The sequence below is a fragment of the Ralstonia sp. 1138 genome (assembly GCF_040544795.1).
GTDB lineage: Bacteria > Pseudomonadota > Gammaproteobacteria > Burkholderiales > Burkholderiaceae > Ralstonia > Ralstonia flatus.
On record NZ_JBEPKQ010000003.1, the window covers coordinates 782,438 to 806,213 of the forward strand.

Consider the following 23,776-nt stretch of genomic DNA (forward strand, 5'->3'; position numbering starts at 1 on the left):
GCAAACCTGAACGCCCCGCATTCGTGCGGGGCGTTGTCATTTGGAGGAGACGACATGGCGGAAAACGAAAACGCAGCAGCGACACGATCGTACGAGTTCTACTTCGACGATTTCGAGGTCGGCCGCACGCTGCAGATGGGTACCTACACCGTCACCGAAGAAGAGATCCTGAGCTTCGCGCGGCAGTACGATCCGCAGCCGTTCCACATCGATGCAGAGGCCGCCAAGCACAGCATCTACGGCGGCATTATTTCGAGCGGCTGGATGACCTGTTCGATCATGATGCGGCTGATGGTGACCGGCTTCCTGGGCAAGGCAGCCAGCATGGGTTCCCCGGGCGTGGATGAAATCCGCTGGATGAAGCCGGTGTATCCGGGCGACACGCTGTCGGTGTCGAGCACGTGCATGGAGGTGCGTCCCTCGCAGTCGAAGCCGGACCGCGGTGTGGCGGTCAACCGCTGGGAAGCGCGCAACCAGCGCGGCGAACTCGTCTGCACGGTCACGGGCATGGGCTTGTTTGGCCGACGCCCGAAGACTTGAGGACACCTCATCGCATCACAACAAGGAGACAACCCAGATGCGCATCATCGAATCGCTCGACGAGCTGAAAGGTTTGATCGGTCAGGAAGTTGCCGTGAGTGACTGGACCGAGATCACGCAGCAGCAGGTCAACCTCTTTGCCGAGGCCACGGGCGATCACCAGTGGATTCACGTGGATGTGGAGCGTGCCAAGCGCGAGTCGCCGTTTGGCGCACCGGTGGCGCACGGTTTTCTGACGCTGTCGCTGCTGCCGATGCTGATGGCCAATGCGATCGAGATGTCCGACGTGAAGATGGGCGTGAACTACGGCCTGAACAAGGTTCGCTTTACGGCGCCGGTGCCGGTCGGCAGCCGCGTGCGTGCGCGCGTGAAGCTGGTCGAAATGGAAGCGCTGCCGCCGCTGCCCAATGCCCCCGCGTTGACCGGCGCACAGATGACCTGGGCCGTGACCATCGAGCGTGAGGGGCAGGAGCGCCCCGTGTGCGTGGCCGAATCGATTTCGCGCCGCTATTCCTGAGTTCTGTTCTCGCAAGGCTCCGAGGCCGGCGCAATGCCGGCCTTTCTTTTTGCATCGGTTTGCCCTTGCACCCCGCTTGTTTTGTGCTTGTCTTCTTGCGCCCCAAGCAGGCGCATTCCAACGGACAAATGCGCTGACTTGGCGCCGCTTTGGCACCGTTTTGGCGCGAATTTCCCTTCGAATGAGCCGAATGCGATGGCACGGTAGTTGCACTTTTGGGCCCCGGGGAGTCGTTCTCGCCACCAATAAACCCAAGGAGCCGCAATGAAACGTCGTGAGCTGTTGAAGCTGTCTGCCGTCGCCGCCGCAACGCTGTTGTCCGTGTCGAGCCTCGCGTTTGCTCAGGCAAAAGAACCGATCAAGGTCGGCGTCCTGCATTCGCTGTCGGGCACGATGGCCATCTCCGAGACGTCGCTGAAAGACGTTGCGCTGATGACGATCGACGAGATCAACAAGAGTGGTGGCGTGCTGGGCCGCAAGCTGGAGCCGGTGGTGGTGGACCCGGCATCGAACTGGCCGCTGTTTGCCGAGAAGGCGCGCGGGCTGCTGACGCAGGACAAGGTGGCGGTGACATTCGGCTGCTGGACGTCGGTGTCGCGCAAGTCGGTGCTGCCGGTCTATGAAGAGCTGAACGGCCTGCTGTTCTACCCGGTGCAGTACGAAGGCGAAGAGATGTCAAAGAACGTCTTCTACACCGGCGCGGCGCCCAACCAGCAGGCCATTCCGGCCGTGGAATACCTGATGAGCAAGGAAGGCGGGGGCGCCAAGCGCTTCTTCCTGCTCGGTACCGACTACGTCTATCCGCGCACGACCAACAAGATCCTGCGCGCGTTCCTGCACAGCAAGGGCGTGAAGGACAGCGACATCGAAGAGGTCTACACCCCCTTCGGTCACTCCGACTATCAGACCATCGTTGCCAACATCAAGAAGTTCTCGCAGGGCGGCAAGACGGCCGTGGTGTCGACCATCAATGGTGATTCAAACGTGCCGTTCTACAAGGAACTCGGCAACGCCGGCCTGAAGGCCAAGGACGTGCCGGTGGTGGCCTTCTCAGTGGGTGAAGAAGAACTGCGCGGCATCGACACCAAGCCGCTGGTGGGCCATCTGGCTGCATGGAACTACTTCATGTCGGTCAAGAACCCGGTCAACGACGACTTCAAGAAGAAGTGGGCTGCATGGGTCAAGGCCAACAACCTGCCCGGCGGCGACAAGCGCGTCACCAACGACCCGATGGAAGCCACCTACGTCGGCATCATGATGTGGAAGCAGGCCGTCGAGAAGGCCGGCTCCACCGACGTGGACAAGGTCCGCAAGGCGATGTACGGCCAGCAGTTCAAGGCACCGTCGGGCTTCACGCTGGTGATGAACAACAACCATCACCTGAGCAAGCCCGTGATGATTGGCGAAGTGCGTGGCGACGGCCAGTTCAACGTCGTGTGGAAGACGCCGACGGTGATCCGCGCCAAGCCGTGGAGCCCGTACATCCCGGGCAACGAGGGCAAGCCTGACGAAGTGAAGTAATCAGGCGGACCGGCGGCGCATGCAGCGCGGCCGGTCCTTTGAACGACGCTGCACGACGTGGCGGACGGCCCAATACCGGCCGCCACGCATCGGATCGCCATGATGCGCTTGTCCCGCTGGTTGTTTCATTCCCTTGCCGCACTGCTGTGCGCTTTCTGTCTGGCTGCGACGCCCCAGGGCTCTGCGTGGGCCGCCGGACAACCCCTGACCCAGGCCGATCTCAAGCCGCTGGCCGAAGACGACTTCGATGCCAAGGTCAAGGCGCTCAACGCGCTGACCGCTGCGCCCGCCGAACAAGCCGGGCCGATCCTGCAAGCCTTGCAGAATGACGCGCTGTTCTTCGCGCCCGCCGCCGGCATGGTGCGTCAGGACGGCGAGAAGTATCTGGACGCGATCACTGGCCAACCCGTCACCGTCAAGGCCGACGATCTGCAGTCGCTCACACTGAACAATGCCCTGCGTGCGCAAGTGGACAGCGCGGCGAGCGGCTTCGTGCTGCAATCGCCCGATCGTGCCGTGCGCGCACAGGCCGTCGATACGTTGCTTGCGCATCCCGAGACGGCGTCGCGCCCCATTGTCGACGCGGCGCGCAAGCATGAAACCGATCCGGAGTTGCGCAGCAAGTTGCATGTGCTCTGGGCCAATCTCGCGCTTGACGACGGCACGCATGCCGAGAAACTCGAAGCGCTCAAGCTGCTTGCGGGCGATACCAACCCGCAGACGCGCCAGCGCATCGCCCCGTTGCTCGCCAAGGACAGCGGCGCCGACGATGAACTGCGCGCCGCAGCCCAGCAGGCGCTCGACGGCCTCGCTGCGCAGCAACGCAAGGCCGAGCTGGTCGGCAACCTGTTTGCGGGGCTGAGCCTCGGCTCGGTGCTGCTGCTGGCGGCGCTTGGGCTGGCCATCACGTATGGACTGATCGGCGTCATCAACATGGCGCACGGTGAGTTCCTGATGATCGGTGCGTACGCCACCTACGTGGTGCAGACGATTTTCCGCAACTACTTTCCGAACGCGTTCGACTGGTATCTGCCCGCGGCGCTGCCTGCTGCGTTCCTGGCGGCGGCCATCGTCGGCTTTGCGCTGGAGCGACTGGTGCTGCGTCACCTGTATGGCCGTCCGCTCGAAACGCTGCTCGCCACGTTCGGGATCAGCCTGCTGTTGATGCAGGCGGTGCGCTCGATTTTCGGTGCGCAGAACGTGGAGGTGGCGAACCCGAGCTGGATGAGCGGCGGCATTGCGCTGTATCCGGGCCTCGTACTGCCTTACAACCGGCTCGTCATCCTGCTGTTTGCGCTGGCTGTGGTGGCGATTGCGTGGGCGGTGCTCAACCGTACGCGCCTGGGCCTGTTCGTGCGGGCCACCACGCAGAACCGCACGATGGCGGCCTGCGTTGGCGTGCGCACGTGGAAGGTCGACAGCTATGCGTTTGCATTCGGCGCCGGTATTGCCGGCCTGGGGGGCTGCGCACTCTCGCAGATCGGCAACGTCGGGCCGGACCTCGGCCAGAGCTACATCATCGATTCGTTCATGGCCGTGGTGCTGGGCGGGGTGGGGCAACTGGCCGGCACGATCATCGGTGCGTTCGGGCTGGGCCTCATCAACAAATTCATCGAGCCGTTCTACGGCGCGGTGCTGGCAAAGATCATCGTGCTGGTGCTGATCGTGCTGTTCATCCAGAAGCGTCCGCAGGGCCTGTTCGCCCTCAAGGGCCGCAGCGCCGAGGCCTGATATGACGACGACCAAGTTCTCTCTCGATATTCCGGCGCGCATGCCGTTGCTGTCGCGGCGCGGGTGGTCTGCGCTGGTACTCGTGTCGCTCATCGTGTGCATTGGCGCGCCGGTGTGCGCGCTGCTGGTGCCGGAGGGCAGCCCGCTGCATCTGTCGGCGTATGCGCTCACGCTCATCGGCAAGATCATGTGCTACGCGCTCGCGGCGCTGGCGCTCGATCTGGTGTGGGGCTATTGCGGCATCCTGAGCCTCGGCCACGGGCTGTTCTTCGCGCTCGGCGGCTATGGCATGGGCATGTACCTGATGCGCTCCATCGGCCGCGAAGGCGTGTACAAGAGCGATCTGCCGGACTTCATGGTCTTCCTCGACTGGAAGGAGCTGCCGTGGTTCTGGCACGGCACCGAGCATTTCGCCTGGGCCATGCTGCTGGTGATTCTGGTGCCTGGTGTGCTGGCGTGGCTGTTCGGCTTCTTTGCCTTCCGATCGCGCGTCAAAGGCGTGTACCTGTCGATCATCACGCAAGCGATGACGTATGCGGCCATGCTGCTGTTCTTCCGCAACGAAACGGGCTTTGGCGGCAACAACGGCTTTACGGACTTCAAACGCATCCTCGGCTTCCCGATCTCCGCATTGCCGACGCGCACCGTGCTGTTTGTAGCGACGTTCGTGGCGCTCGTGCTGGCGTTCATCGCCTGCCGCGCCATCGTCACGTCCAAGTTCGGCCGCGTGGTCACCGCCATCCGCGATGCCGAAGCGCGCGTGATGTTCTCCGGCTACAACCCGCTCGGCTACAAGCTGTTCGTGTGGACGTTCTCGGCGGTGCTGTGCGGCATTGCGGGCGCGCTCTACGTGCCGCAGGTCGGCATCATCAACCCGGGCGAGATGTCGCCGGGCAACTCCATCGAGATGGCCGTGTGGGTGGCCGTGGGCGGGCGCGGCACGTTGATCGGCCCGATCATCGGCGCGTTCCTCGTCAACGGCGCCAAGACGTTGCTCACCGCATGGGTGCCGGAGTACTGGCTGTTTGTGCTGGGCGCGATCTTCGTGCTGGTGACGCTGTATCTGCCGAACGGCGTGCTGGGGCTGCTGGGCAAGCTCCGCATGAAAAAGCGGGCACCCACGCCAGCCGAGACGCATGAAGCCGCGACCGTCACCGGAGACCACGCATGAGCACGTTCACCGAACTCCCCGACCGTGCGGAGACCGGCACCGCCACCGGCATGGGCCACCTGGTCGAGCCGGACACGATCGACGTCTCGCACGGCGCCATCCTGTATCTCGAAGACGTGACCGTGCGCTTCGGCGGCTTTCGCGCACTGAACGCGCTCACGCTGTCGATCGACCACGGCGAACTGCGCTGCATCATCGGCCCCAACGGCGCGGGCAAGACCACGATGATGGACGTGATTACCGGCAAGACCGGGCCGCGCAATGCAGACGTCACCGGCCGCGTCTTCCTTGGCCAGACCATCGACCTTCTGCGCCTGACCGAGCCGCGCATCGCGCAGATCGGCATCGGCCGCAAGTTCCAGAAGCCGACCGTGTTCGAGCAGCACACCGTGTGGGAAAACCTGGAACTGGCCATGAAGGCCGACAAGCGCTGGTGGGTCTCGCTGCGCGCGCGCCTGCTGCACGACGGCCGCCAGCGCATCGAAGAAACGCTCGGCCGCATCCATCTGGAAGCGGAGGCCTATCGGCCTGCCGGGCTGCTCTCACACGGGCAGAAGCAGCGGCTGGAGATCGGCATGCTGCTGATGCAGCAACCGCAACTGTTGCTGCTCGACGAACCGGTCGCCGGCATGACGGATGAAGAGACGATGCAGCTTGCAACGTTGCTCAACGGCCTGCGTGGCTCGTGCTCGATCATGGTCGTGGAGCACGACATGGAGTTTGTCGCCGCGCTGGCAGGGGCGGAAGGGCGCGTGACCGTGCTGGCTGAGGGCAGCGTCCTGGCCGAAGGCACGCTCGACGCCGTCAAGCGCGATGAGCGAGTGATCGAATCCTATCTGGGGCGTTAGAAGGCTCCGCAAAACTACTGCGCGTCCCGATCTTGCCCCTGTGATGCTGGCCGTACCCGTGTACGGCTGCGCTTCTCGGGCCAACATCGGACCGCTCGCTACGTTTTTCAGAGCCTTCTCAAGGCAAAAGGAAAGAACGCGATGTTGCAGGTCCAACAACTGAACCAGTACTACGGCGGCAGCCACATCCTGCGCAACGTCAGCTTTGACGTCCCTACGGGCAAGCTGACCACGCTGCTTGGCCGTAACGGCGTGGGCAAGACGACGCTGCTCAAATGCCTGATGGGCGTGGTGCCCACAGCGAGCGGCGCGATCGATTGGGAAGGGCGCACCATCCAGAAGTTGCCTGCGTATGAGCGTGTCTCGCAGGGGCTCGCCTATGTGCCGCAGGGGCGCGAGATCTTCCCGCGCCTGACGGTGGAAGAGAACCTGCTGATTGGTGCCGCCGCCAAGCGCGCGCCGTCCAAGGTGCCCGATTCCATCTACGAGCTGTTTCCGGTGCTCAAGGAGATGAAGGGCCGGCGCGGCGGCGATCTGTCTGGCGGCCAGCAGCAGCAACTTGCCATCGGCCGCGCGCTGATGAGCGAGCCGCGCCTGCTGATCCTGGACGAGCCGACCGAAGGCATCCAGCCGTCGATCATCCAGGAGATCGGCCGCACGCTGCGGCGCCTCGTGGATGAGTTCGGCATGTCGGTGCTGCTGGTCGAGCAGTACTACGACTTTGCGCGCAGCATTGCCGACCGCTACGTCGTCATGAGCCGTGGCGAGGTGATCGCCCAGGGCGACGGCGCCAATATGGAAGCCGATGGCGTGCGTGATCTGGTCGCCGTCTGATGCCCCGGCTGATGCCCTGGCATTCGAGGGAAAAAGTCGAATGCCAAATCTGTGGCATCTGGCTATGATGAGAAAATTCCTAGCCGCCGTGCTGCCTTCCTGATGCGCCATCCCGATTTTCCTGTCCCGCCGCAGACCGATTCGTTCGCGTCCTGGGAAGCCTCGCTGCGCCTGGCGTTTGCACGGCGCGGTGAGCGCACCGTGCTGGCCACGTGCCGGCATCAGGGGCCGCTGCGGGTGCAGAAGGCGCTGTATCCGGAAGGCGAGGGCGTCTGCCATGCCGTCATGCTGCATCCGCCTGCAGGCATTGCCGGCGGTGATGTACTCGATATCGACATCGAAGTCGGTGCCGATGCGCATGCCGTGCTGACCACGCCCGGCGCCACCAAGTGGTACAAGTCGCTCGGCCGCACGGCCACGCAGCGCGTTGCCATCCGGGCGGAGGCAGGAGCGCGGCTGGACTGGCTGCCGCAGGAAAACATCGTCTTCAACCAGGCCCGCCCGATCATCGACCTGACGCTGGACCTGGCGCCAGGCGCCACCGCCATCGGCTGGGATACCACCATGCTCGGCCGCCACGCCGCCGGTGAATCATGGGCCGAAGGCCGCATCGCCATGCGCACCGCTTTGCGTTGCAACGGTCAGCCGCTGTGGATCGAGTCGGCGGCGTTCGACGCGCAATCGCCCGTGCTGAATGCGGCGACGGGCATGGCCGGCTTCCACGTCGTCGGCACGCTGTGGGCCGTGGGCGAGGGCGCCACCGAAGCCCTCGCCGAATCGATGGCCGAGCACCTGCCGTACAACGCCGACCTGCGCGCGGGTGTCACGTGTCTCACGCAAGATGCGCCCGGCCTGCCAAACGTTTTGTTGCTGCGCGTGCTCGCACGCCGGCCCGAAGATGCGCGCGCGTTGCTGTCACAGACTTGGCTCGCGCTGCGCGAACCGATGCATGGCGTGGCGGGCCGTCCGCTGCGCCTGTGGGCGACATGACGGCCACATGATGGCGACCCGACCTCGTATCACCCGATCTGCACTGAACTGAATTGACCCTCACCGAAGAGAGCCCCTCGTGGAACTGACCCCGCGCGAAAAAGACAAGCTGCTGATCTTCACCGCCGCCTTGCTGGCCGAGCGCCGCAAGGGCCGCGGCCTCAAGCTCAACTACCCGGAAGCCGTCGCCTTCATCAGCGCCGCCATCATGGAAGGCGCACGCGACGGCAAGACGGTGGCCGACCTCATGCACTACGGCACCACGCTCCTCACCCGCAACGACGTGATGGACGGCGTGGCCGAGATGATTCCCGACATCCAGGTCGAAGCCACGTTCCCGGACGGCACGAAGCTCGTCACCGTCCACCACCCGATCGTCTGAATTTTGATTTTCAAGTTTGAAGTCCGCACGCCACTCATCACTACGAGTCCTGCCATGACGCCTACCCTGTCTCGCTTCGTCCGGCCCGCTGCGGCCATCGCGCTTACGTTCGGCGCCTCCATCGCGTTTGCCCACCCGGGGCATCCGGGCCATACCGCTGAGGGCAGCCTGCTCGCCGGGTTCCTGCATCCGCTCACGGGCGCAGACCACTTGCTGGCGATGGTGGCCGTGGGCGTGTGGAGCGCACTGGCCTCGCGCTCGGTACGCGATGCGCTGTGGGCGCCCGTCGCCTTTGTCGCGTTGATGATCCTGGGCGCGCTGCTCGGCGCCGGTGGCGTGGCGGTGCCGATGGCCGAGCCGATGATCGCCGCATCGCTGCTGGTGTTCGGCCTGCTGATTGCAGCGCGCGCGCAATTGCCGACGTGGGGCGGCGCGCTGCTGTGCGGCGCGTTCGCGCTGTTCCACGGCTATGCGCACGGCACGGAATTCCCCGCAGGGGCGCAAGCCATGTTCCCGTATTTCGTCGGCGGCTTTGCCGTGGCGACGGCGCTGCTGCACACCGCGGGCATTGGCGCGGGCTTTGCGCTGAAGCCGCGTCTGGCATGGCTGGCGCGTCTGTCGGGCGTGGGCGTAGCGCTGTACGGCGCAGGCCTGCTCGTCACGGCCATCTGAGGGGGCTTGCACCATGATCCCCGGCGAACTCCTGCCGCAAGACGGCGATCTCGAACTCAATGCAGGCCGCGCGACAGTGACGGTCACGGTGGCCAATACCGGTGATCGCCCCGTGCAGATCGGCTCGCATTACCACTTCTATGAAGTGAATGACGCGCTGCGCTTTGACCGCGAAGCCGCGCGCGGGTATCGGCTCAATATCGCCGCCGGCACCGCCGTGCGCTTCGAGCCGGGGCAGGAGCGCACGGTCGAACTCGTGGCGCTGGCCGGTGACCGCGTGGTCTACGGCTTTGCCGGCCGCGTGATGGGCAAGCTTTGAGCGAGACACGGACATGACATTGAAGATCAATCGCCGCGCGTATGCGGAAATGTTCGGCCCCACGACCGGCGATCGCGTCCGCCTGGCCGACACTGAACTCATCGTCGAAGTCGAACGCGACTTCACCCTCTACGGCGAGGAAGTGAAATTCGGCGGCGGCAAGGTCATCCGCGACGGCATGGGCCAGAGCCAGCGCGAATCGAAAGACTGCGCCGACACCGTCATCACGAACGCGCTGATCATCGACCACTGGGGCATCGTCAAGGCCGACATCGGCCTGAAGCACGGCCGCATCTCGGCGATCGGCAAGGCGGGCAATCCGGACATCCAGCCCGGCGTGACCATCGTCATCGGCCCCGGCACCGAGATCATCGCGGGCGAGGGCATGATCGTCACCGCCGGCGGCGTCGACTCGCACATCCACTTCATCTGCCCGCAGCAGATCGACGAAGCGCTGAACAGCGGCGTGACGACGATGATCGGCGGCGGCACCGGCCCCGCCACTGGCACCTACGCCACCACCTGCACGCCGGGCCCGTGGTACATGCAGCGCATGCTGCAGGCCGCGGATGCGTACCCCATGAACATCGGCTTCCTGGGCAAGGGCAACGGCAGCCTGCCGGGCGCGCTGCGCGAGCAGATCGACGCAGGCGCCATCGGCCTGAAGCTGCACGAAGACTGGGGCTCCACGCCCGCCGCCATCGACTGCTGCCTGGGCGTGGCGGACGACACCGACACGCAGGTCGCCATCCACACCGATACGTTGAACGAATCGGGCTTTGTTGAAGCGACCGTCGCGGCATTCAAGGGTCGCACGATCCACACGTATCACACCGAAGGCGCGGGCGGCGGACATGCGCCCGACATCATCCGCGTGTGCGGTGAATCGAACGTACTGCCGTCGTCGACCAACCCGACGCGGCCGTTCACCGTCAACACGCTGGACGAACACCTCGACATGTTGATGGTGTGTCATCACCTCGATGCGTCGATCGCCGAAGACATCGCCTTTGCCGAGAGCCGCATCCGCCGCGAGACGATTGCCGCCGAAGACATCCTGCACGACCTGGGCGCGTTCTCGATGATCTCCAGCGATTCGCAAGCCATGGGCCGCGTCGGCGAAGTCGTGTTGCGTACGTGGCAGACCGCACACAAGATGAAGGTGCAGCGCGGCAAGCTGGCCGGCGACCCGAACGATGCGCGCGGCGGGCATGACAACTTCCGCGTCAAGCGGTACGTGGCGAAGTACACGATCAACCCCGCGCTCACGCACGGCATCGCACATGAAGTCGGCTCGGTTGAAGTCGGCAAATGGGCAGACCTCGTGCTGTGGAAGCCGGCGTTCTTTGGCGTGAAGCCGAGCCTGATCCTGAAGGGCGGGATGATTGCCTCTGCGGCGATGGGCGATGCGAATGCGTCGATCCCGACGCCGCAACCGGTGCACTATCGGCCAATGTTTGGGTCGGCCGGTGGGGCGCTGGGGCGCACTTCATTGACGTTCCTGTCGCAGTCCGCTGCTGCTGCCGGCGTGGCGGAGCAGTATGGGTTGGCCAAGACCACGGCGGTGGTCAAGGGTACGCGCACTGTGAGCAAGGCGGACATGATTCATAACGACTGGCGGCCGGATATTTCTGTTGATCCGGAGACGTATCAGGTGGTGGCGGATGGGACGGTGTTGACTTGTGAGCCGGCGGAGGTGTTGCCGATGGCGCAGAGGTATTTTTTGTTCTAGCTGGTGGGTTGGGGGGGGCTCTGTTTTTTTGTTGTTGGTCCATCCTTGTTTCGTACCCTGCCGGGCACGACCTACTTTTCTTTGTCTTGCCAAAGAAAAGTAGGCAAAAGAAAGGCGCGCCCGAGATGGCGACCCCTTCCTTGAATTTCTGTAACCGGGCGGGGAAGGAGGCAAACTCGCTGCGCTCAGACAGGCCTCCTTCCTTTATCCGCCCGCTTACAGAAATTCAAGGCGCCATCTAGGGCAGGAACGTCAACGGCCACACCGGCGGGAAACTGGGGTGAGCGCCGGGACTCGATGAGTGCGAGTGCGAGTGCGAGTGCGAGTGCGAGTGCGAGTGCGAGTGCGAGTGCGAGTGCGAGTGCGAGTGCGAGTGCGAGTGCGAGTGCGAGTGCAAGTGCAAGTGCAAGTGCAAGTGCAAGTGCAAGTGCAAGTGCAAGTGCAAGTGCAAGTGCAAGTGCAAGTGCAAGTGCAAGTGCGTGTGATGGTTCCAGACGTACAACGGAGTAGCGCACGGGCAGAAGATTGTGGGCTTTACCCCTGCCCTAGATGGCGCCTTGAATTTTCGTAAGCGGGCGGAAAAAAGACGGGAAACTGTCTGAGCGAAGCGAGTTTTTCCCGTCTCCGCCCGGTTACGAAAATTCAAGGGATGGGTCGCCATCTCGGGCGCGCCTTTCTTTGCTTACTTTCTTTGGCAAGACAAAGAAAGTGAGTCGCCCCCGGCAGGGGGTGAAATAGAAGATGCGCTGCCACGCCGAGATCAAAACTCCACGCTCGGAGATCAGAACTCGGCGTTTGGGGGTCAGAACTCGATGCTTGTAGTTCAGAACCCAGCGCGCGGAGTTCAGAACTTCGAGCTTCATAGTTGGATGACGAATCAGGTCGTAAAAATGCTTTCCATCAACAAACACCTTCCCGCACCACATGGCCTGGCCTCCGTGCTGGTCAAGCGTGCGCCCAAGCTGGTGCTCCCCTTCCTTGAGCGCAGCCGCAGCCGCCTGCGCGCCACCCTCGACGATGGCCGTGAAGTGGCCGTCGTGCTGCCGCGCGGCACCGTCATGCGCGGCGGCGATGTGCTGGTCGCTGAAGACGGCACGCTGGTGGAAGTGCAGGCTGCCCCGGAGCAGGTCCTGCGCGTGAGCAGCGACAACCGTCTCGCACTGATGCGCGCTGCTTACCACCTCGGCAATCGCCACACGCCCGTGCAGGTCAGCGCCGATGCGCTGCAGCTCGAAGCCGATCCGGTGCTCGAAGACATGCTGGTCCGCCTCGGCGTGACCGTCGCGCATGTGGAAGCGCCGTTCGAGCCCGAGGCGGGTGCCTATGGCGGCGGCCATCGTCACGGTCACGATGCGACGTTCGAAGAGGACTACGCGGCCGCGCAGGCGCTCTACCACGAGCACCACGGGCACGATCATGGCCACAGTCACGCGCATGACCACGACCATGGTCACTCGCATAGCCACGATCACGCGCACGGTCATGACCACGATCACGGCCATGTGCATGGCCCCGGCTGCGGGCATCACCACCATCACCATGACTAGCGCGGCGCAGCTCACTGCCTTGCTGCATCTCGCGTCCCCGGCGCTGCCGGTGGGCGCGTTCAGTTATTCGCAGGGCCTGGAGGCGGCGGTGGATGTGCGGCACGTGACCGATGAAGGGTCGGCTGCCGCGTGGATTGCCGAGGGGCTCGACGTGCTCGCCGCGTGTGAGGCGCCGCTGTGGCTGCTGCAGTTTGCCGACTGGCAGGCAGGCCGCTTCGATGCCGTGGCCGAGCGCGATGCGTGGTTCCTTGCCACCCGCGAGACGCGCGAGCTGCGGCTCGAAACGTCGCAGATGGGCTGGTCGCTCAGTCGACTCATCCAGCAGATGGAATGGGGCGATGACGCACTGCGCAGCGCATTGGCCGCGCGCGCTTCAGTGACGTTTCCGACCGCCTTTGCCGCCGCCGCTGCCGCACTGAATGTCGACCCGCGCGACGGCGTGACGGCGTACTGCTTTGCCTGGGTGGAAAACCAGATGGCAGCGGCAGTGAAGGCCGTGCCGCTCGGGCAGGCTGCGGGGCAGCGGATTCTCTTTGGCCTGCACGCAGCGGTGGCGGGTGCGGTGGAAGAAGCCACGCGCCGTGCGGCTTGTCATCCGCCTGAACTGTCTACGTTTTCGCCTGGGTTGGGCGTGCTGTCTGCCCGGCATGAAACGCAATACTCACGACTCTTTCGATCCTGAACCTGATCAACATGCGAACCAAGAAACTTCCTGCCCTGCGCGTTGGCGTGGGCGGCCCGGTGGGCTCCGGCAAGACCACGCTGCTCGAAATGCTCTGCAAGGCCATGCGCGAGCGTTACGACCTCGTGGCGATCACCAACGACATCTACACGAAGGAAGATCAGCGCCTGCTGACCATCTCCGGCGCGCTGCCGGCCGAACGCATCATGGGCGTCGAGACCGGCGGTTGCCCGCACACCGCCATCCGCGAAGATGCGTCGATCAACCTCGAAGCGGTGGATCGCATGCTCTCCAAGTTTCCGGATGCGGATGTGGTCTTCATCGAGTCGGGCGGGGACAACCTCGCGGCGACATTCAGCCCCGAGCTGTCGGACTTGACCATCTATGTGATCGACGTGGCGGGCGGCGAGAAAATCCCCCGCAAGGGCGGCCCGGGCATCACCAAGTCGGACCTGCTCATCATCAACAAGACGGACCTGGCGCCGTATGTCGGGGCATCGCTGGAGGTGATGGAGAGCGACACGCGCAAGATGCGCGGCGATCGGCCGTTCGTGATGTGCAATCTGCGGGCGCAGGGTGGGTTGGATGAGGTGATTCGGTTTATTGAGAAGCAGGGGATGTTGGTGGGGGGGTAGTTTTTTTTGGGCGGTGTGTTTCCTGCGGTGGACGCTTGTGGTCCATCCCTGTTTCGTACCCTGCCGGGCACGACTTACTTTTCTTTGTCTTGCCAAAGAAAAGTAAGCAAAAGAAAGGCGCGCCCGAGATGGCGAAAGACTCCTTGGATTTGTGTCGCGGGGAGGGAAGGGAGGCAAACTCGCTGCGCTCAGACAGGCCTCCCTTCTTTTTCCTCCCCGCAACAAAAATCCAAGGCGCCATCTAGGGCAGGAGCGTCAACGGCCAAACCATCGACTACGAGTGCAGCAGGAACCAGCAGCACAACGCGAAGCAAAGCGAGCAACACCGCAGCAAACAAGAGCCACCCGGGACAGCACACAGATTGTGTGGCCGTACCTTGCCCTAGATGGCGCCTTGAATTTGTGTAAGCGGGCGGAAAAAGGAAGGAGGCTGTTTGAGCGCAGCGAGTTTGCCTCCTTCCCCGCCCGGTTACAGAAATTCAAGGAGTCTTTCGCCATCTCGGGCGCGCCTTTCTTTGCTTACTTTCTTTGGCAAGACAAAGAAAGTGAGTCGCCCCCGGCAGGGGGAGAAATAGAGGTGCACCACAAAAGCCGGCCTCGCAGAGGACAAAACAAAAGCCCACCCCCAACCACAAAAACAAAAAAGGCCGCCAAACAAGGCAGCCCTTCCAGCAAAACGAAAACGCCAAATCAACGCCGCTCGTACTGCGTCGCGCCGAAGAGAATCTCCTTCGCCTTGTCGTCCTGCACAGCCGGCCGTTCCTTGGCGAGCACCTTCACCGCGCGCTGCACGGCCGGGCGTTCTTCAATGGCCTCAAACCACCGCTGCAGCTTCGGATAATCCGACAGCTCGATCCCTTGGTTCTTCCAGCTGCGCAGCCACGGCCACGTCGCAATGTCGGCGATGGAGTAATCCGCGCCGCCGAGGAATTTCGATTCGCCCAGGCGTTTGTCGATCACGCCATACAGACGCTTGGCTTCGTTGCTGTAGCGGTTGACCGCGTACTCGATCTTCTCAGGCGCGTAGATGCGGAAGTGGTGCGCCTGGCCGAGCATCGGGCCGACGCCGCCCATCTGGAACATCACCCACTGCAGCACTTCGTATTTGCCGCGGACGTCGTCGGGCAGGAACTTGCCCGTCTTGCCGGCGAGGTACAGCAGGATCGCGCCCGATTCGAACAGCGAGATCGGTTTGCCGTCCGGGCCATCCTGATCGACGATGGCCGGGATCTTGTTGTTGGGGCTGATCTTGAGGAAGTCGGGTTTGAACTGGTCGCCGGCGCCGATGTTGATGCCGTGAACGCGGTAAGGCAGCTCGCATTCTTCCAGCATGATGTGCACTTTGTGCCCGTTGGGCGTGGCCCAGCTATAGACGTCGATCATCGAGTTGGCTCCTTGGCTTCTGGCCGGGAAGAGAGGTGCAGGCCACCAGCAGCCTGCAAAGTGCTCCATTCCAGCACAGAACGCAGAAACGCGCAGACGCCCGGCAGAGGGCAAAAAAAATCCCCGCTCAAGGCGGGGTTAAGGAGTGAACGGTACGGCCGTGCGGCGTATCAGGCGCCGCGCGTGACGGGCATGTCGACAACGTCCTTCAGGTGCAGGTGCTTGGCCAGTTCCAGCTTGGCGATGGCGGCGCGGTGCACTTCGTCCGGGCCATCAGCCAGGCGCAGCGTGCGCTGGTGCGCGTAGGCCGACGCCAGCGGGAAGTCGCCCGACACGCCGCCGCCGCCGTGTGCCTGGATCGCCCAGTCGACGATCTGGCAAGCGATGTTCGGGGCCACAACCTTGATCATCGCAATCTCGGCCTTGGCGACCTTGTTGCCGACGGTGTCCATCATGTACGCGGCCTTGAGCGTCAGCAGGCGGGCCTGTTCGATCATGCAGCGGGCTTCGGCAATGCGTTCGTGCCAGACGCTGTGCTGCGCGATGGCCTTGCCGAACGCGATGCGCGAACTCAAGCGCTTGCACATCAGTTCGAGCGCGCGCTCGGCCACGCCGATGCTGCGCATGCAGTGGTGGATACGGCCCGGGCCGAGGCGGCCCTGCGCGATCTCGAAGCCGCGGCCTTCACCGAGCAGGATGTTGCCCACCGGCACGCGCACGTCTTTGAGGTCGACTTCCATGTGGCCGTGCGGCGCATCGTCGTAACCGAACACGCTCAGCGGACGCATGACGGTGATGCCCGGCGCGTTGGCCGGCACGACGATCATCGATTGCTGCTCGTGGCGGCCGGCATCGGGGTTGGTCTTGCCCATGACGATGTAGACGGCGCAGCGCGGGTCGCCGGCGCCTGACGACCACCACTTGCGGCCGTTGATGACGTACTCGTCGCCTTGGCGTTCGATGCGGCATTCGATGTTGGTGGCGTCCGACGAGGCCACGGCCGGCTCGGTCATCAGGAAGGCGGAGCGGATCTCGCCGCGCAGCAGCGGCTCCAGCCAGCGGTCTTTCAGTTCTTCGGACGCGTAGCGCTCCAGCGTTTCCATGTTGCCGGTGTCGGGCGCGGAGCAGTTGAACACTTCCGGCGCCCAGGGCACCCGGCCCATGATTTCGCACAGCGGCGCGTATTCGAGGTTCGACAGCCCTTCAGGCGCGCGCGGCGAACGCGGCAGGAACAGGTTCCACAGCCCGGCCTTGCGCGCCAGCGGCTTGAGTTCTTCGATGACCTTGGTCGGAATCCACGCATTGCCGGCACGGCGGTTGGCCTCGATTTCTTCGTGGAAGCGGTGCTCGTTCGGGTAGATGTGCTGGTCGAAGAATTCAAGCAGGCGTGCCTGCATTTCCTTGACCTTGGGCGTGTAATCGAAATTCATGGTGTCTCCTCAGTACATCGAACAAGCGCCTCGAACGGGCAGTCATCAATCAGTTCAGACCTGGCGCGCGCGGCCATGCGTCAAACACGCCCGCCGAGCACGGCAAATACGGCACTCGCGCGTGCAATCAACCGATCGCCGCGATGGAAGAGGGCCTGCGCAAAGGCCAGCTTGCTGCCGGTGCGCAACCCCTCCGGGGTGATCTCGATCCAGTCGCCTTCTCCGGCCGAGGCGATGAAATCCACCGTCAGGCTGGCGGTCGACATGGCCAGCGCGCCGCCGGTGCCTTCGCCAGGCTCGGCCAGGCAATAACCGAGCGCCGCATCGGCCAGCGATGCCACCACGCCGCCATGCAGGATGCCGCGCCGATTCAGGTGGTGATGCTGTACGTGAAAACCCATCACCATCGACGCGCCCATCCCCTTTGCATACACCGGCCCCAGCATCGTCAGGAAGGGGCTCGGCTTGTTCAGCAGTTCAAAGCCCGTCGGTACGGCGAGATTGGGGGTTGTGGTCATGGCGCGCGGCGCAACTCACAAGTGGTGTCGGCAGAATAAGCCTTCGCCTACAATAAGAGAAATGAATTTCGTAGATTGCAGTCCATCAATGTCATGCATATATCGCGTGTCGATCTGAACCTGTTTGTCGTTTTCGACGCCATCTATACGGAAGGCGGGATTACGGCGGCCGCCCGCACGCTCAACCTGACGCAGCCGGCGGTGAGCCACGCCCTGGGGCGGCTGCGCGAGCTGTTTGACGACCCGCTGTTCGAGCGGCGCGGGCAGGGCATGGTGCCGACGCCGCTGGCGCGCACGCTGATCGCCGAAGTCCGCACGGCGCTGCAGGGCTTCGAGCGCACCCTGCGCGAGGGCACGCGCTTCGACCCGGCCACGAGTGAGCGCCGCTTCACGCTGTCGATGCGCGATGCGCTGGAAGCGACGTTGCTGCCGCCGCTCATGGCCGCCATCGCCAAGGAGGCACCGCGCATCGACGTGACGACCGTGCGCGGAGACCGCCGCCAGCTCGAAACCGAATTGCTGGCCGGCACCATCGACGCGGCAGCGGACATTCTGCTGCCGGCATCTCCGGCCATCCGGCATGCGCCGTTGCTGACTGACCCGATGGTGGTGCTGGCGCGCCCCGGCCATCCCATCGCCAATGAACCGCTGACGCTGGAGCGCTACCTCGCGTGCGAGCACGTGCATGTGTCGTCGCGGCGCCGTGGGGCTGGGCTGGAAGACGTGGAGTTGCGCCGCCTGGGGCACGAGCGGCGCGTGCGGCTGCGTTGTCAGCATTACCCGGCTGCCTGCCGCGTGGTGAGCTGCACGGATCTGCTCGCCACGTTGCCGATCCGCTACGCGCGCATCGCCAACGAGCCGTATGGCAATGTGATGCTGCCATTGCCCTTCAACGTGCAGCCGCTGGAGCTGTATCTGTACTGGCACACCAACAGCGACCAGGATGCCGCCAGCCGTTGGCTGCGGGACCACGTATTCGCCGCGATGGCAGAGGTGGCCCTGGACGACGCCGTGGCGGCATTCGCAGACGGGCGTTGACGAACGCAAGGGCGGACGCAATCATCGGGGCTGCGCAGCGCAAATGGCGTAACCACGCCGGTTTATGACAGATTGATGGCATTTCGTGTGCCACTGTCCAGCGCCTGCGCTCCCAGCAAACCGTCTTCTCTTCCGATGTATGACTGCGACTGCGTCCGCGATCAGTTTCCAATCCGACAACACCGGTTTCATCTGCGGCTTTCGCTTCGAACCGGGCAAGCCCGGCGTGGCGCTGGATTCGTCCGAGATTGCGGATGCGCTCCAGCATGCAGAGAGCGAGGATGCCGGCGACGCGTTCATCTGGCTGCATTTCAACCTGTCGCGGGCGGGCTGCATGCGGTGGCTGCAGGGCCATCTCGATCTGCCCGAATCGTTTCTCGAGTTGCTGGGCGAAGAAGCGCATTCCACGCGCATCGAGCAGCAGGACGGTGCGCTCGTCGCGGTCTTCAATGATGTGATCTTCGATTTCGAGCGCACGCCCACGCAGGTGGCAACGCAGTGGGTGTACGCACACCGGCGCCTGCTGGTGACGTTACGCCGCAAGCCATTGCATTCGGTCGACCGCCTGCGCGAGTGCGTGCGCAGCGGGGAGACGTTTCGCTCGCCGGCCGACCTGCTGGGCCATCTGATGTGCGATCAGGCTGATCTGATGACGCAGATCGTGCGCACCACCGGCATCGACATCGACCGCATCGAAGACCGTTTCCTTGCGTCAAAGATCACGTCAGGGCGACAGGAGCTGGCAGGCACCCGCCGCGTGCTGGTGCGCCTGCAACGCATGCTGGCGCCGGAGCCCGGTTCGGTCTTTCGCCTGCTGGCCCGGCCGCCGGCGTGGCTGCATCCGGAAGATGTGCAGCAATTGCGGGAATCGACCGAGGAGTTCTCCGTCGTCTTGCGCGACATGAGCGGACTGATCGAGCGCATCAAGCTGCTGCAGGAAGAGGTGATCGCCCGCCTGGACGAGCAGAACAACCGGACGCTGTTCACGCTGACGCTGGTGACCGTGCTGGCCCTGCCGATCAACATCGTCGCGGGGCTCTTCGGCATGAATGTGGGTGGCGTACCGCTGGCCGACAACCATCACGGCTTCTGGCTGATGGTCGGGCTGGTGGCGGCGTTCACCTGCGTCGTGGCGTGGTGGGTGGTCCGCCGCCGCAACAACCAGTAAGAACGTCTACGTATTCGCGGGGACGGCCGCCTTGGCTTTGGTGGGTTTGGGCGATGCCGTTGCCGCCTTTGCCGTCTTTGCAGCCGGGAACGGGTAACGCGCGCTGAACTCCGCAAAGCGCGCGGCAAGAAAATCCGCGCACGCCGTCAGCCGCGCCGGCCGATGGCGGCGCGCCAGGGCCACGAGCTGTAGCGGCGTGGGGGCATGGCTCCATGCCGGCAAGGCCACCTCCAGCCGTCCCGCGCTCACGTCTTGCGCAACATCCAGCCACGACTTGAAGGCCAGGCCGCGCCCGGCGATCGCCCAGTCGCGCACCACGGCGCCGTCGTCGCACTGGAAATCGCCGCGTACGTCGATCGGGGCGGGGCCACTGGCGTGCGTGAGTTGCCAGCGGGTGACGGGCTCGCCGTTGCGCAGGAGGATCAGGCAGCGGTGGTCGGCGAGGTCGCTCGGGTGGGCAGGCCGGCCGTGCTGCTTGAAATACGACGGCGCGCCCACGATCACACGTGGATGCGACGCAAGCGGCCGCCGCACCAGCGCGGAATCCTGCAGATGCCCATAGCGCAGCGCGAAGTCGAGGTCTTCGCGCATCAGGTCGGCCAGCCGGTCGCCGAGCACCAGCGTGATCCGCACGCCGGGGTGCTCGTCGCAGAAGGCATCGAGCCATGGGCGCAGAATGTGCCGGCCCAGGTCTGATGTGGCGGCAATGCGGATGGGACCCGACAGCTCGGTGCGATCCTGCCCCAGGCTTTCGGCGCCTTCGTCCAGGGCTTCCAGCGCCTGTCTTGCATACCCCAGATAACGCTGGCCGGCTTCGGTCGGACGCATGCTGCGCGTGGTGCGCTCGAACAGGCGGGCGCCGAGTTCGGTCTCCACGCGCTTGAGCGCTGCGCTGGCGGTGGCGGGCAGCCAGCCGAGCTGACGCGCGGCGGCGGAAAGGTTGCCGGCGTCGGCAATGCGCACCAGCAGGCGGAGGTCGTCGAGGGCGATCATTGTCAAAGCAGATTTGGAGAATCATCAAAGCATAGCCAGATTATCTTGCTTTTGTTTGATGAAAGAATGGCCCCAGTCGATTGACGGTTTTTTTTCTCTTCTCAAAGGAGCATTGGCATGACTTCGAAGACCTTGCAGGATCAGTCCGTGGTGGTGTTGGGCGGTACGGCCGGTATTGGCCAGGCGGTGGCACGCGCGGCAGCGGCCGAAGGCGCGCGCGTGGCGGTGCTTGGGCGCTCGGCCAAGACGAGTGATGGCATTCAAGGCATTGCCGTCGACGCGAACGACACGGCGTCGCTGGCCGGCGCGTTGGCACAGGCAGCCCAGTTGTCGCCCAGCGGCAGGATCGATCACCTTGTCATCACCATCGGCTCGCGCACGAGCCCGCCGCCGTTCGCTTCGCTGCAGCGTGCCGACCTGGAGCAGGCCTTCGGCACCAAGTTGTTTGCGGCGCTGATGGCGGTGCAGGCAGCGTTGCCGTATCTGACGGAACGCGCATCGATTACGCTCACCTCGGGCCTGCTCTCGCGCAAGGCGACGGCAACCGGCTTGCTGCGTGGCTCGATCAATGCTGCAGTGGAAGCCGCCGCCAAGAACCTGGCGAAGGAACTCGCGCCGCGCCGTGTCAACGTGATCAGCCCCGGCGTGGTGGATACGGAAGTGTGGGGCGCGCCGGCCGACCGGCAGGCCATGCTCGCGCGCATCGGCAGCGGCTTGCCGGTCGGCCGTGTCGGCACGCCGGAAGACCTCGCCCAAGGCTACTTGCTGGCGATGAACAACGGCTTCATGACCGGCGCCATCATCGACATTGAAGGAGGTGGTTTGCTATGACGACTGACAGCGATTGGACCTTCGACCACGTGAACTTTCACGTGGCAGGAGATGCGCCCATCCTGAAATTCTTCGCCGATGTGCTTGGCTGGAAACCGGGGCCGCGACCGGCATTTCCGTTTCCCGGCACGTGGCTGTACCAGAACGACGATGCGCTGGTCCATCTCGTGACGCAGGCGGGCGATACGCCGGAACTGGTGTTCTCGCATATCGCGTTCCGCACCGGGAAGGACGCGGCCGATGTGCTGGCCGCCGTGCGCGAGAGTGGCGTGCCGCACCAGGTCAGAAAACACCCCGCGCGGCCCGCCGCACAGATCTTCGTGCAGTTGGCGGGCGGGGTGGTGCTGGAGCTGGAGGCGCCGCTGTCCGGTCCGCTGGAAGCGGCGCGCGAGTACGAGAAGCCTGCTACGAAGTGAGGCGCGACATCATGCGCCGGCCTGCTGGGCGTACTTCCAGCCCAGCTCGGCCATCGGGCGGGCGCGCTTGCCCGCTTCCATCGCCTGCGCCGACGACGCCGTGCCATCCACCACGCGCTTCATGATCCCCTGCAGGATGCCGGCAATGCGGAACATGTTGTAGGCGAGGTAGAAGTTCCAGTCGCCGGTGATGCGGCGGCCGGTGCGTTCTTCGTATTGGCGGATGTACTCGGCTTCCGTCGGGATGCCCAGTGCGGCAAAGTCCAGGCCAGCGACGCCGCGGAACTGCCCCGGCTCGATGTGCCAGCTCATGCAGTGGTAGCTGAAATCGGCGAGCGGGTGACCGAGCGTCGACAGCTCCCAATCGAGGATGGCGAGCACGCGGGGCTCGGTCGGATGGAAGATGAGGTTGTCGAGCCGGTAGTCGCCGTGGACGATGCTGGTGATTTCCTCGGCTTCCTGCGGCACGTGCTTGGGCAGCCATTCGATCAGGTTGTCCATGGCCGGAATCGACTCGGTTTCCGACAGCTTGTATTGCTTGCTCCAGCGCTCGATCTGACGCGCGAAATAGTTGCCGGGCTTGCCGTAATCGGCCAGGCCGATGGCGGCGTAGTCCACCGTGTGCAACGCAGAGATGACGCGGTTCATCTCGTCATAGATCGCGGTGCGCTCGGCGGGCGCCATGCCGGGCAGGGCCTGGTCCCACAACACGCGGCCCTGCACGAACTCCATGATGTAGAAGGCGCGGCCGATCACGGCTTCGTCTTCGCACAGTGCATACATCTTCGCGACGGGCACGTCGGTCTTGGCGAGAGCATCCATCACGCGATATTCGCGTTCGATGGCGTGTGCGGACGGCAGCAGCTTCGCCTTCGGGCCGGGCTTCGCGCGCATCACGTACGTGCGCGACGGCGTCATCAGCTTGAACGTCGGGTTCGACTGGCCGCCCTTGAACTGCTCAACCGTGAGCGGGCCGGCAAATCCATCCACGTGTTCGCGCATCCACGCTTCCAGCGTGCCGATGTCGAACTTCTGCTGCTCTGCTACCGGGCGCGTGCCCTCGAAGGCCGAGAAATCCTGCTGGTCCGTTTGTGCCATGGGTGTGTCTCCGAATCTTGTTGTGTATCGAGGAAAGTTCAGGTCGGTTGGCGATGGCGAAGGTACTGCTGCAGCAGTACTTCCATCGTCGTCAGCCGCGAGCCGACATGCGCGGGCGACGGCGCCGAAAAATTGCTCATGCGCAGCACCCAGTCGGTCGGGGCTTCGCCAACATCGAGCACATTGATGCAGCCGGCGGTCTGCGCGAGGCTGCCGAAGAAGACGCGCTCGCCGCCGGTGATGGCATGCGAGAGGATCGCGCGGTTGGTGCCGCCATGCAGCACGAGCAGCACGGTGTCCCAGTCCGTTTGCGCGCGCAGCCGGGCGATGGCCGGAATCACGCGGTCAAGAAATTCGCCGATGCTTTCTCCGTTGAGGAAGCGCCGGTCTTCGGACACCGTGCCTTCAAACGCGCCGATGAAGGCTTGCGCGAGTTCGTGCTCGGGAATTTCCGCCAGCTTGCCGCCGCGGATTTCCTGCAGCTCGGGCCATTCTTCAAGCGCGATGCCGCGTTCCTGCATTGCGGGCATCTCGGCCAGCACGCGCTGCGCGGTTTCGACCGTGCGCGGCAGGCCGCTAACGATCACGCGGTCGAAGACGATGTTCTCGGCGGCGAAGATCTTGCCGGCAGCGGTGGTTTGGCTGCGGCCGAGTTCGTTGAGCGGCACGGCCTCGGGCGACGGAACCGGCCGGCCCGTTTCGTCGAAGTACGTGACCGCGCCATGACGCATCAGGTAGACGCGTCGGCGGTTGGGCGTCGGAAAGGGGACCATGCGAGCC

The 23,776-nt window shown here is 64.3% G+C and carries 25 protein-coding genes; 19 read left to right on the forward strand and 6 right to left on the reverse strand.

Annotated features, from left to right (window positions below; all coding sequences use genetic code 11):
• Positions 1-54: 54 nt before the first annotated feature.
• The 15 genes from ABIC76_RS16525 (at position 55) to ureG (ending at position 14,121) form a co-directional block, all read left to right on the forward strand.
• Positions 55-540 (forward strand): MaoC family dehydratase, encoded by a 486-nt coding sequence (locus ABIC76_RS16525; protein WP_354534602.1) that lies wholly within the window; start codon positions 55-57, stop codon positions 538-540.
• Positions 541-577: 37 nt separating this feature from the next.
• Positions 578-1,057, forward strand: a complete 480-nt coding sequence (locus tag ABIC76_RS16530) for a MaoC family dehydratase (protein ID WP_092969588.1) — start codon at positions 578-580, stop codon at positions 1,055-1,057.
• Between the two features lie 264 nt (positions 1,058-1,321).
• A complete protein-coding gene (urtA, locus tag ABIC76_RS16535) occupies positions 1,322-2,578 on the forward strand; it encodes an urea ABC transporter substrate-binding protein (RefSeq protein WP_027681046.1) in 1,257 nt (418 codons plus the stop codon).
• Between the two features lie 99 nt (positions 2,579-2,677).
• Positions 2,678-4,309 (forward strand): urea ABC transporter permease subunit UrtB, encoded by a 1,632-nt coding sequence (urtB, locus tag ABIC76_RS16540; protein ID WP_206275174.1) that lies wholly within the window; start codon positions 2,678-2,680, stop codon positions 4,307-4,309.
• Position 4,310: 1 nt separating this feature from the next.
• Positions 4,311-5,480 (forward strand): urea ABC transporter permease subunit UrtC, encoded by a 1,170-nt coding sequence (urtC, locus tag ABIC76_RS16545; RefSeq protein ID WP_354534603.1) that lies wholly within the window; start codon positions 4,311-4,313, stop codon positions 5,478-5,480.
• Positions 5,477-6,328 (forward strand): urea ABC transporter ATP-binding protein UrtD, encoded by an 852-nt coding sequence (gene urtD, locus ABIC76_RS16550; protein WP_354534604.1) that lies wholly within the window; start codon positions 5,477-5,479, stop codon positions 6,326-6,328. Before urtC ends, urtD begins: the two co-directional genes overlap by 4 nt.
• A 141-nt stretch (positions 6,329-6,469) precedes the next feature.
• Positions 6,470-7,162, forward strand: a complete 693-nt coding sequence (gene urtE, locus ABIC76_RS16555) for an urea ABC transporter ATP-binding subunit UrtE (protein WP_004630761.1) — start codon at positions 6,470-6,472, stop codon at positions 7,160-7,162.
• A 102-nt stretch (positions 7,163-7,264) separates the two neighbouring features.
• Positions 7,265-8,152, forward strand: a complete 888-nt coding sequence (locus ABIC76_RS16560; protein ID WP_354534605.1) for an urease accessory protein UreD — start codon at positions 7,265-7,267, stop codon at positions 8,150-8,152.
• Between the two features lie 79 nt (positions 8,153-8,231).
• Entirely contained in the window at positions 8,232-8,534 is a 303-nt protein-coding gene (locus tag ABIC76_RS16565; protein WP_004630759.1) for an urease subunit gamma, read from the forward strand.
• Positions 8,535-8,588: 54 nt separating this feature from the next.
• Entirely contained in the window at positions 8,589-9,206 is a 618-nt protein-coding gene (locus ABIC76_RS16570; protein ID WP_027681050.1) for a HupE/UreJ family protein, read from the forward strand.
• 13 nt (positions 9,207-9,219) lie between these two features.
• Positions 9,220-9,525, forward strand: coding sequence for an urease subunit beta (locus ABIC76_RS16575; RefSeq protein WP_012762288.1), 306 nt, complete (start codon positions 9,220-9,222; stop codon positions 9,523-9,525).
• Positions 9,526-9,538: 13 nt separating this feature from the next.
• Positions 9,539-11,257: an urease subunit alpha gene (ureC, locus tag ABIC76_RS16580; RefSeq protein WP_354534606.1), complete on the forward strand. Its 1,719-nt coding sequence runs from the start codon at positions 9,539-9,541 to the stop codon at positions 11,255-11,257.
• Positions 11,258-12,147: 890 nt separating this feature from the next.
• A complete protein-coding gene (ureE, locus tag ABIC76_RS16585; RefSeq protein ID WP_354534607.1) occupies positions 12,148-12,804 on the forward strand; it encodes an urease accessory protein UreE in 657 nt (218 codons plus the stop codon).
• Positions 12,797-13,486 carry an urease accessory protein UreF gene (locus ABIC76_RS16590; protein WP_354534730.1) on the forward strand — a complete coding sequence of 230 codons (690 nt, stop codon included), beginning with the start codon at positions 12,797-12,799 and terminating at the stop codon, positions 13,484-13,486. Before ureE ends, ABIC76_RS16590 begins: the two co-directional genes overlap by 8 nt.
• An 11-nt stretch (positions 13,487-13,497) precedes the next feature.
• Positions 13,498-14,121: an urease accessory protein UreG gene (gene ureG, locus ABIC76_RS16595; protein ID WP_027681054.1), complete on the forward strand. Its 624-nt coding sequence runs from the start codon at positions 13,498-13,500 to the stop codon at positions 14,119-14,121.
• Between the two features lie 690 nt (positions 14,122-14,811).
• Here ureG and ABIC76_RS16600 read toward each other — a convergent pair.
• The 3 genes from ABIC76_RS16600 to ABIC76_RS16610 form a co-directional block, all read right to left on the reverse strand.
• Positions 14,812-15,504: a glutathione binding-like protein gene (locus ABIC76_RS16600; RefSeq protein WP_354534608.1), complete on the reverse strand. Its 693-nt coding sequence runs from the start codon at positions 15,502-15,504 to the stop codon at positions 14,812-14,814.
• 170 nt (positions 15,505-15,674) lie between these two features.
• Entirely contained in the window at positions 15,675-16,934 is a 1,260-nt protein-coding gene (locus ABIC76_RS16605) for an acyl-CoA dehydrogenase family protein (protein ID WP_012762281.1), read from the reverse strand.
• Between the two features lie 80 nt (positions 16,935-17,014).
• Positions 17,015-17,452, reverse strand: coding sequence for a PaaI family thioesterase (locus ABIC76_RS16610; protein ID WP_316873318.1), 438 nt, complete (start codon positions 17,450-17,452; stop codon positions 17,015-17,017).
• Positions 17,453-17,545: 93 nt separating this feature from the next.
• Between ABIC76_RS16610 and ABIC76_RS16615 the strand changes: the two genes are divergently transcribed.
• Positions 17,546-18,490: a LysR family transcriptional regulator gene (locus ABIC76_RS16615; protein ID WP_102066898.1), complete on the forward strand. Its 945-nt coding sequence runs from the start codon at positions 17,546-17,548 to the stop codon at positions 18,488-18,490.
• A 139-nt stretch (positions 18,491-18,629) separates the two neighbouring features.
• The gene (locus ABIC76_RS16620; RefSeq protein ID WP_102066385.1) at positions 18,630-19,658 is read left to right on the forward strand and encodes a transporter; all 1,029 of its coding nucleotides are present in this window, start codon (positions 18,630-18,632) and stop codon (positions 19,656-19,658) included.
• A 6-nt stretch (positions 19,659-19,664) separates the two neighbouring features.
• Here ABIC76_RS16620 and ABIC76_RS16625 read toward each other — a convergent pair whose 3' ends face one another.
• Positions 19,665-20,651: a LysR family transcriptional regulator gene (locus ABIC76_RS16625; RefSeq protein WP_354534609.1), complete on the reverse strand. Its 987-nt coding sequence runs from the start codon at positions 20,649-20,651 to the stop codon at positions 19,665-19,667.
• Positions 20,652-20,768: 117 nt separating this feature from the next.
• Between ABIC76_RS16625 and ABIC76_RS16630 the strand changes: the two genes are divergently transcribed.
• Both ABIC76_RS16630 and ABIC76_RS16635 read left to right on the forward strand, forming a co-directional pair.
• Entirely contained in the window at positions 20,769-21,482 is a 714-nt protein-coding gene (locus ABIC76_RS16630; RefSeq protein WP_354534610.1) for an SDR family oxidoreductase, read from the forward strand.
• Positions 21,479-21,898, forward strand: coding sequence for a VOC family protein (locus tag ABIC76_RS16635; RefSeq protein ID WP_354534611.1), 420 nt, complete (start codon positions 21,479-21,481; stop codon positions 21,896-21,898). Before ABIC76_RS16630 ends, ABIC76_RS16635 begins: the two co-directional genes overlap by 4 nt.
• A 9-nt stretch (positions 21,899-21,907) precedes the next feature.
• On the opposite strand, the gene ABIC76_RS16640 is transcribed toward ABIC76_RS16635, so the two are convergent.
• Both ABIC76_RS16640 and ABIC76_RS16645 read right to left on the reverse strand, forming a co-directional pair.
• Positions 21,908-22,996, reverse strand: a complete 1,089-nt coding sequence (locus tag ABIC76_RS16640) for a phosphotransferase (RefSeq protein WP_102066381.1) — start codon at positions 22,994-22,996, stop codon at positions 21,908-21,910.
• Positions 22,997-23,034: 38 nt separating this feature from the next.
• Positions 23,035-23,769 carry a histidine phosphatase family protein gene (locus ABIC76_RS16645; RefSeq protein WP_354534612.1) on the reverse strand — a complete coding sequence of 245 codons (735 nt, stop codon included), beginning with the start codon at positions 23,767-23,769 and terminating at the stop codon, positions 23,035-23,037.
• Positions 23,770-23,776: the final 7 nt, after the last annotated feature.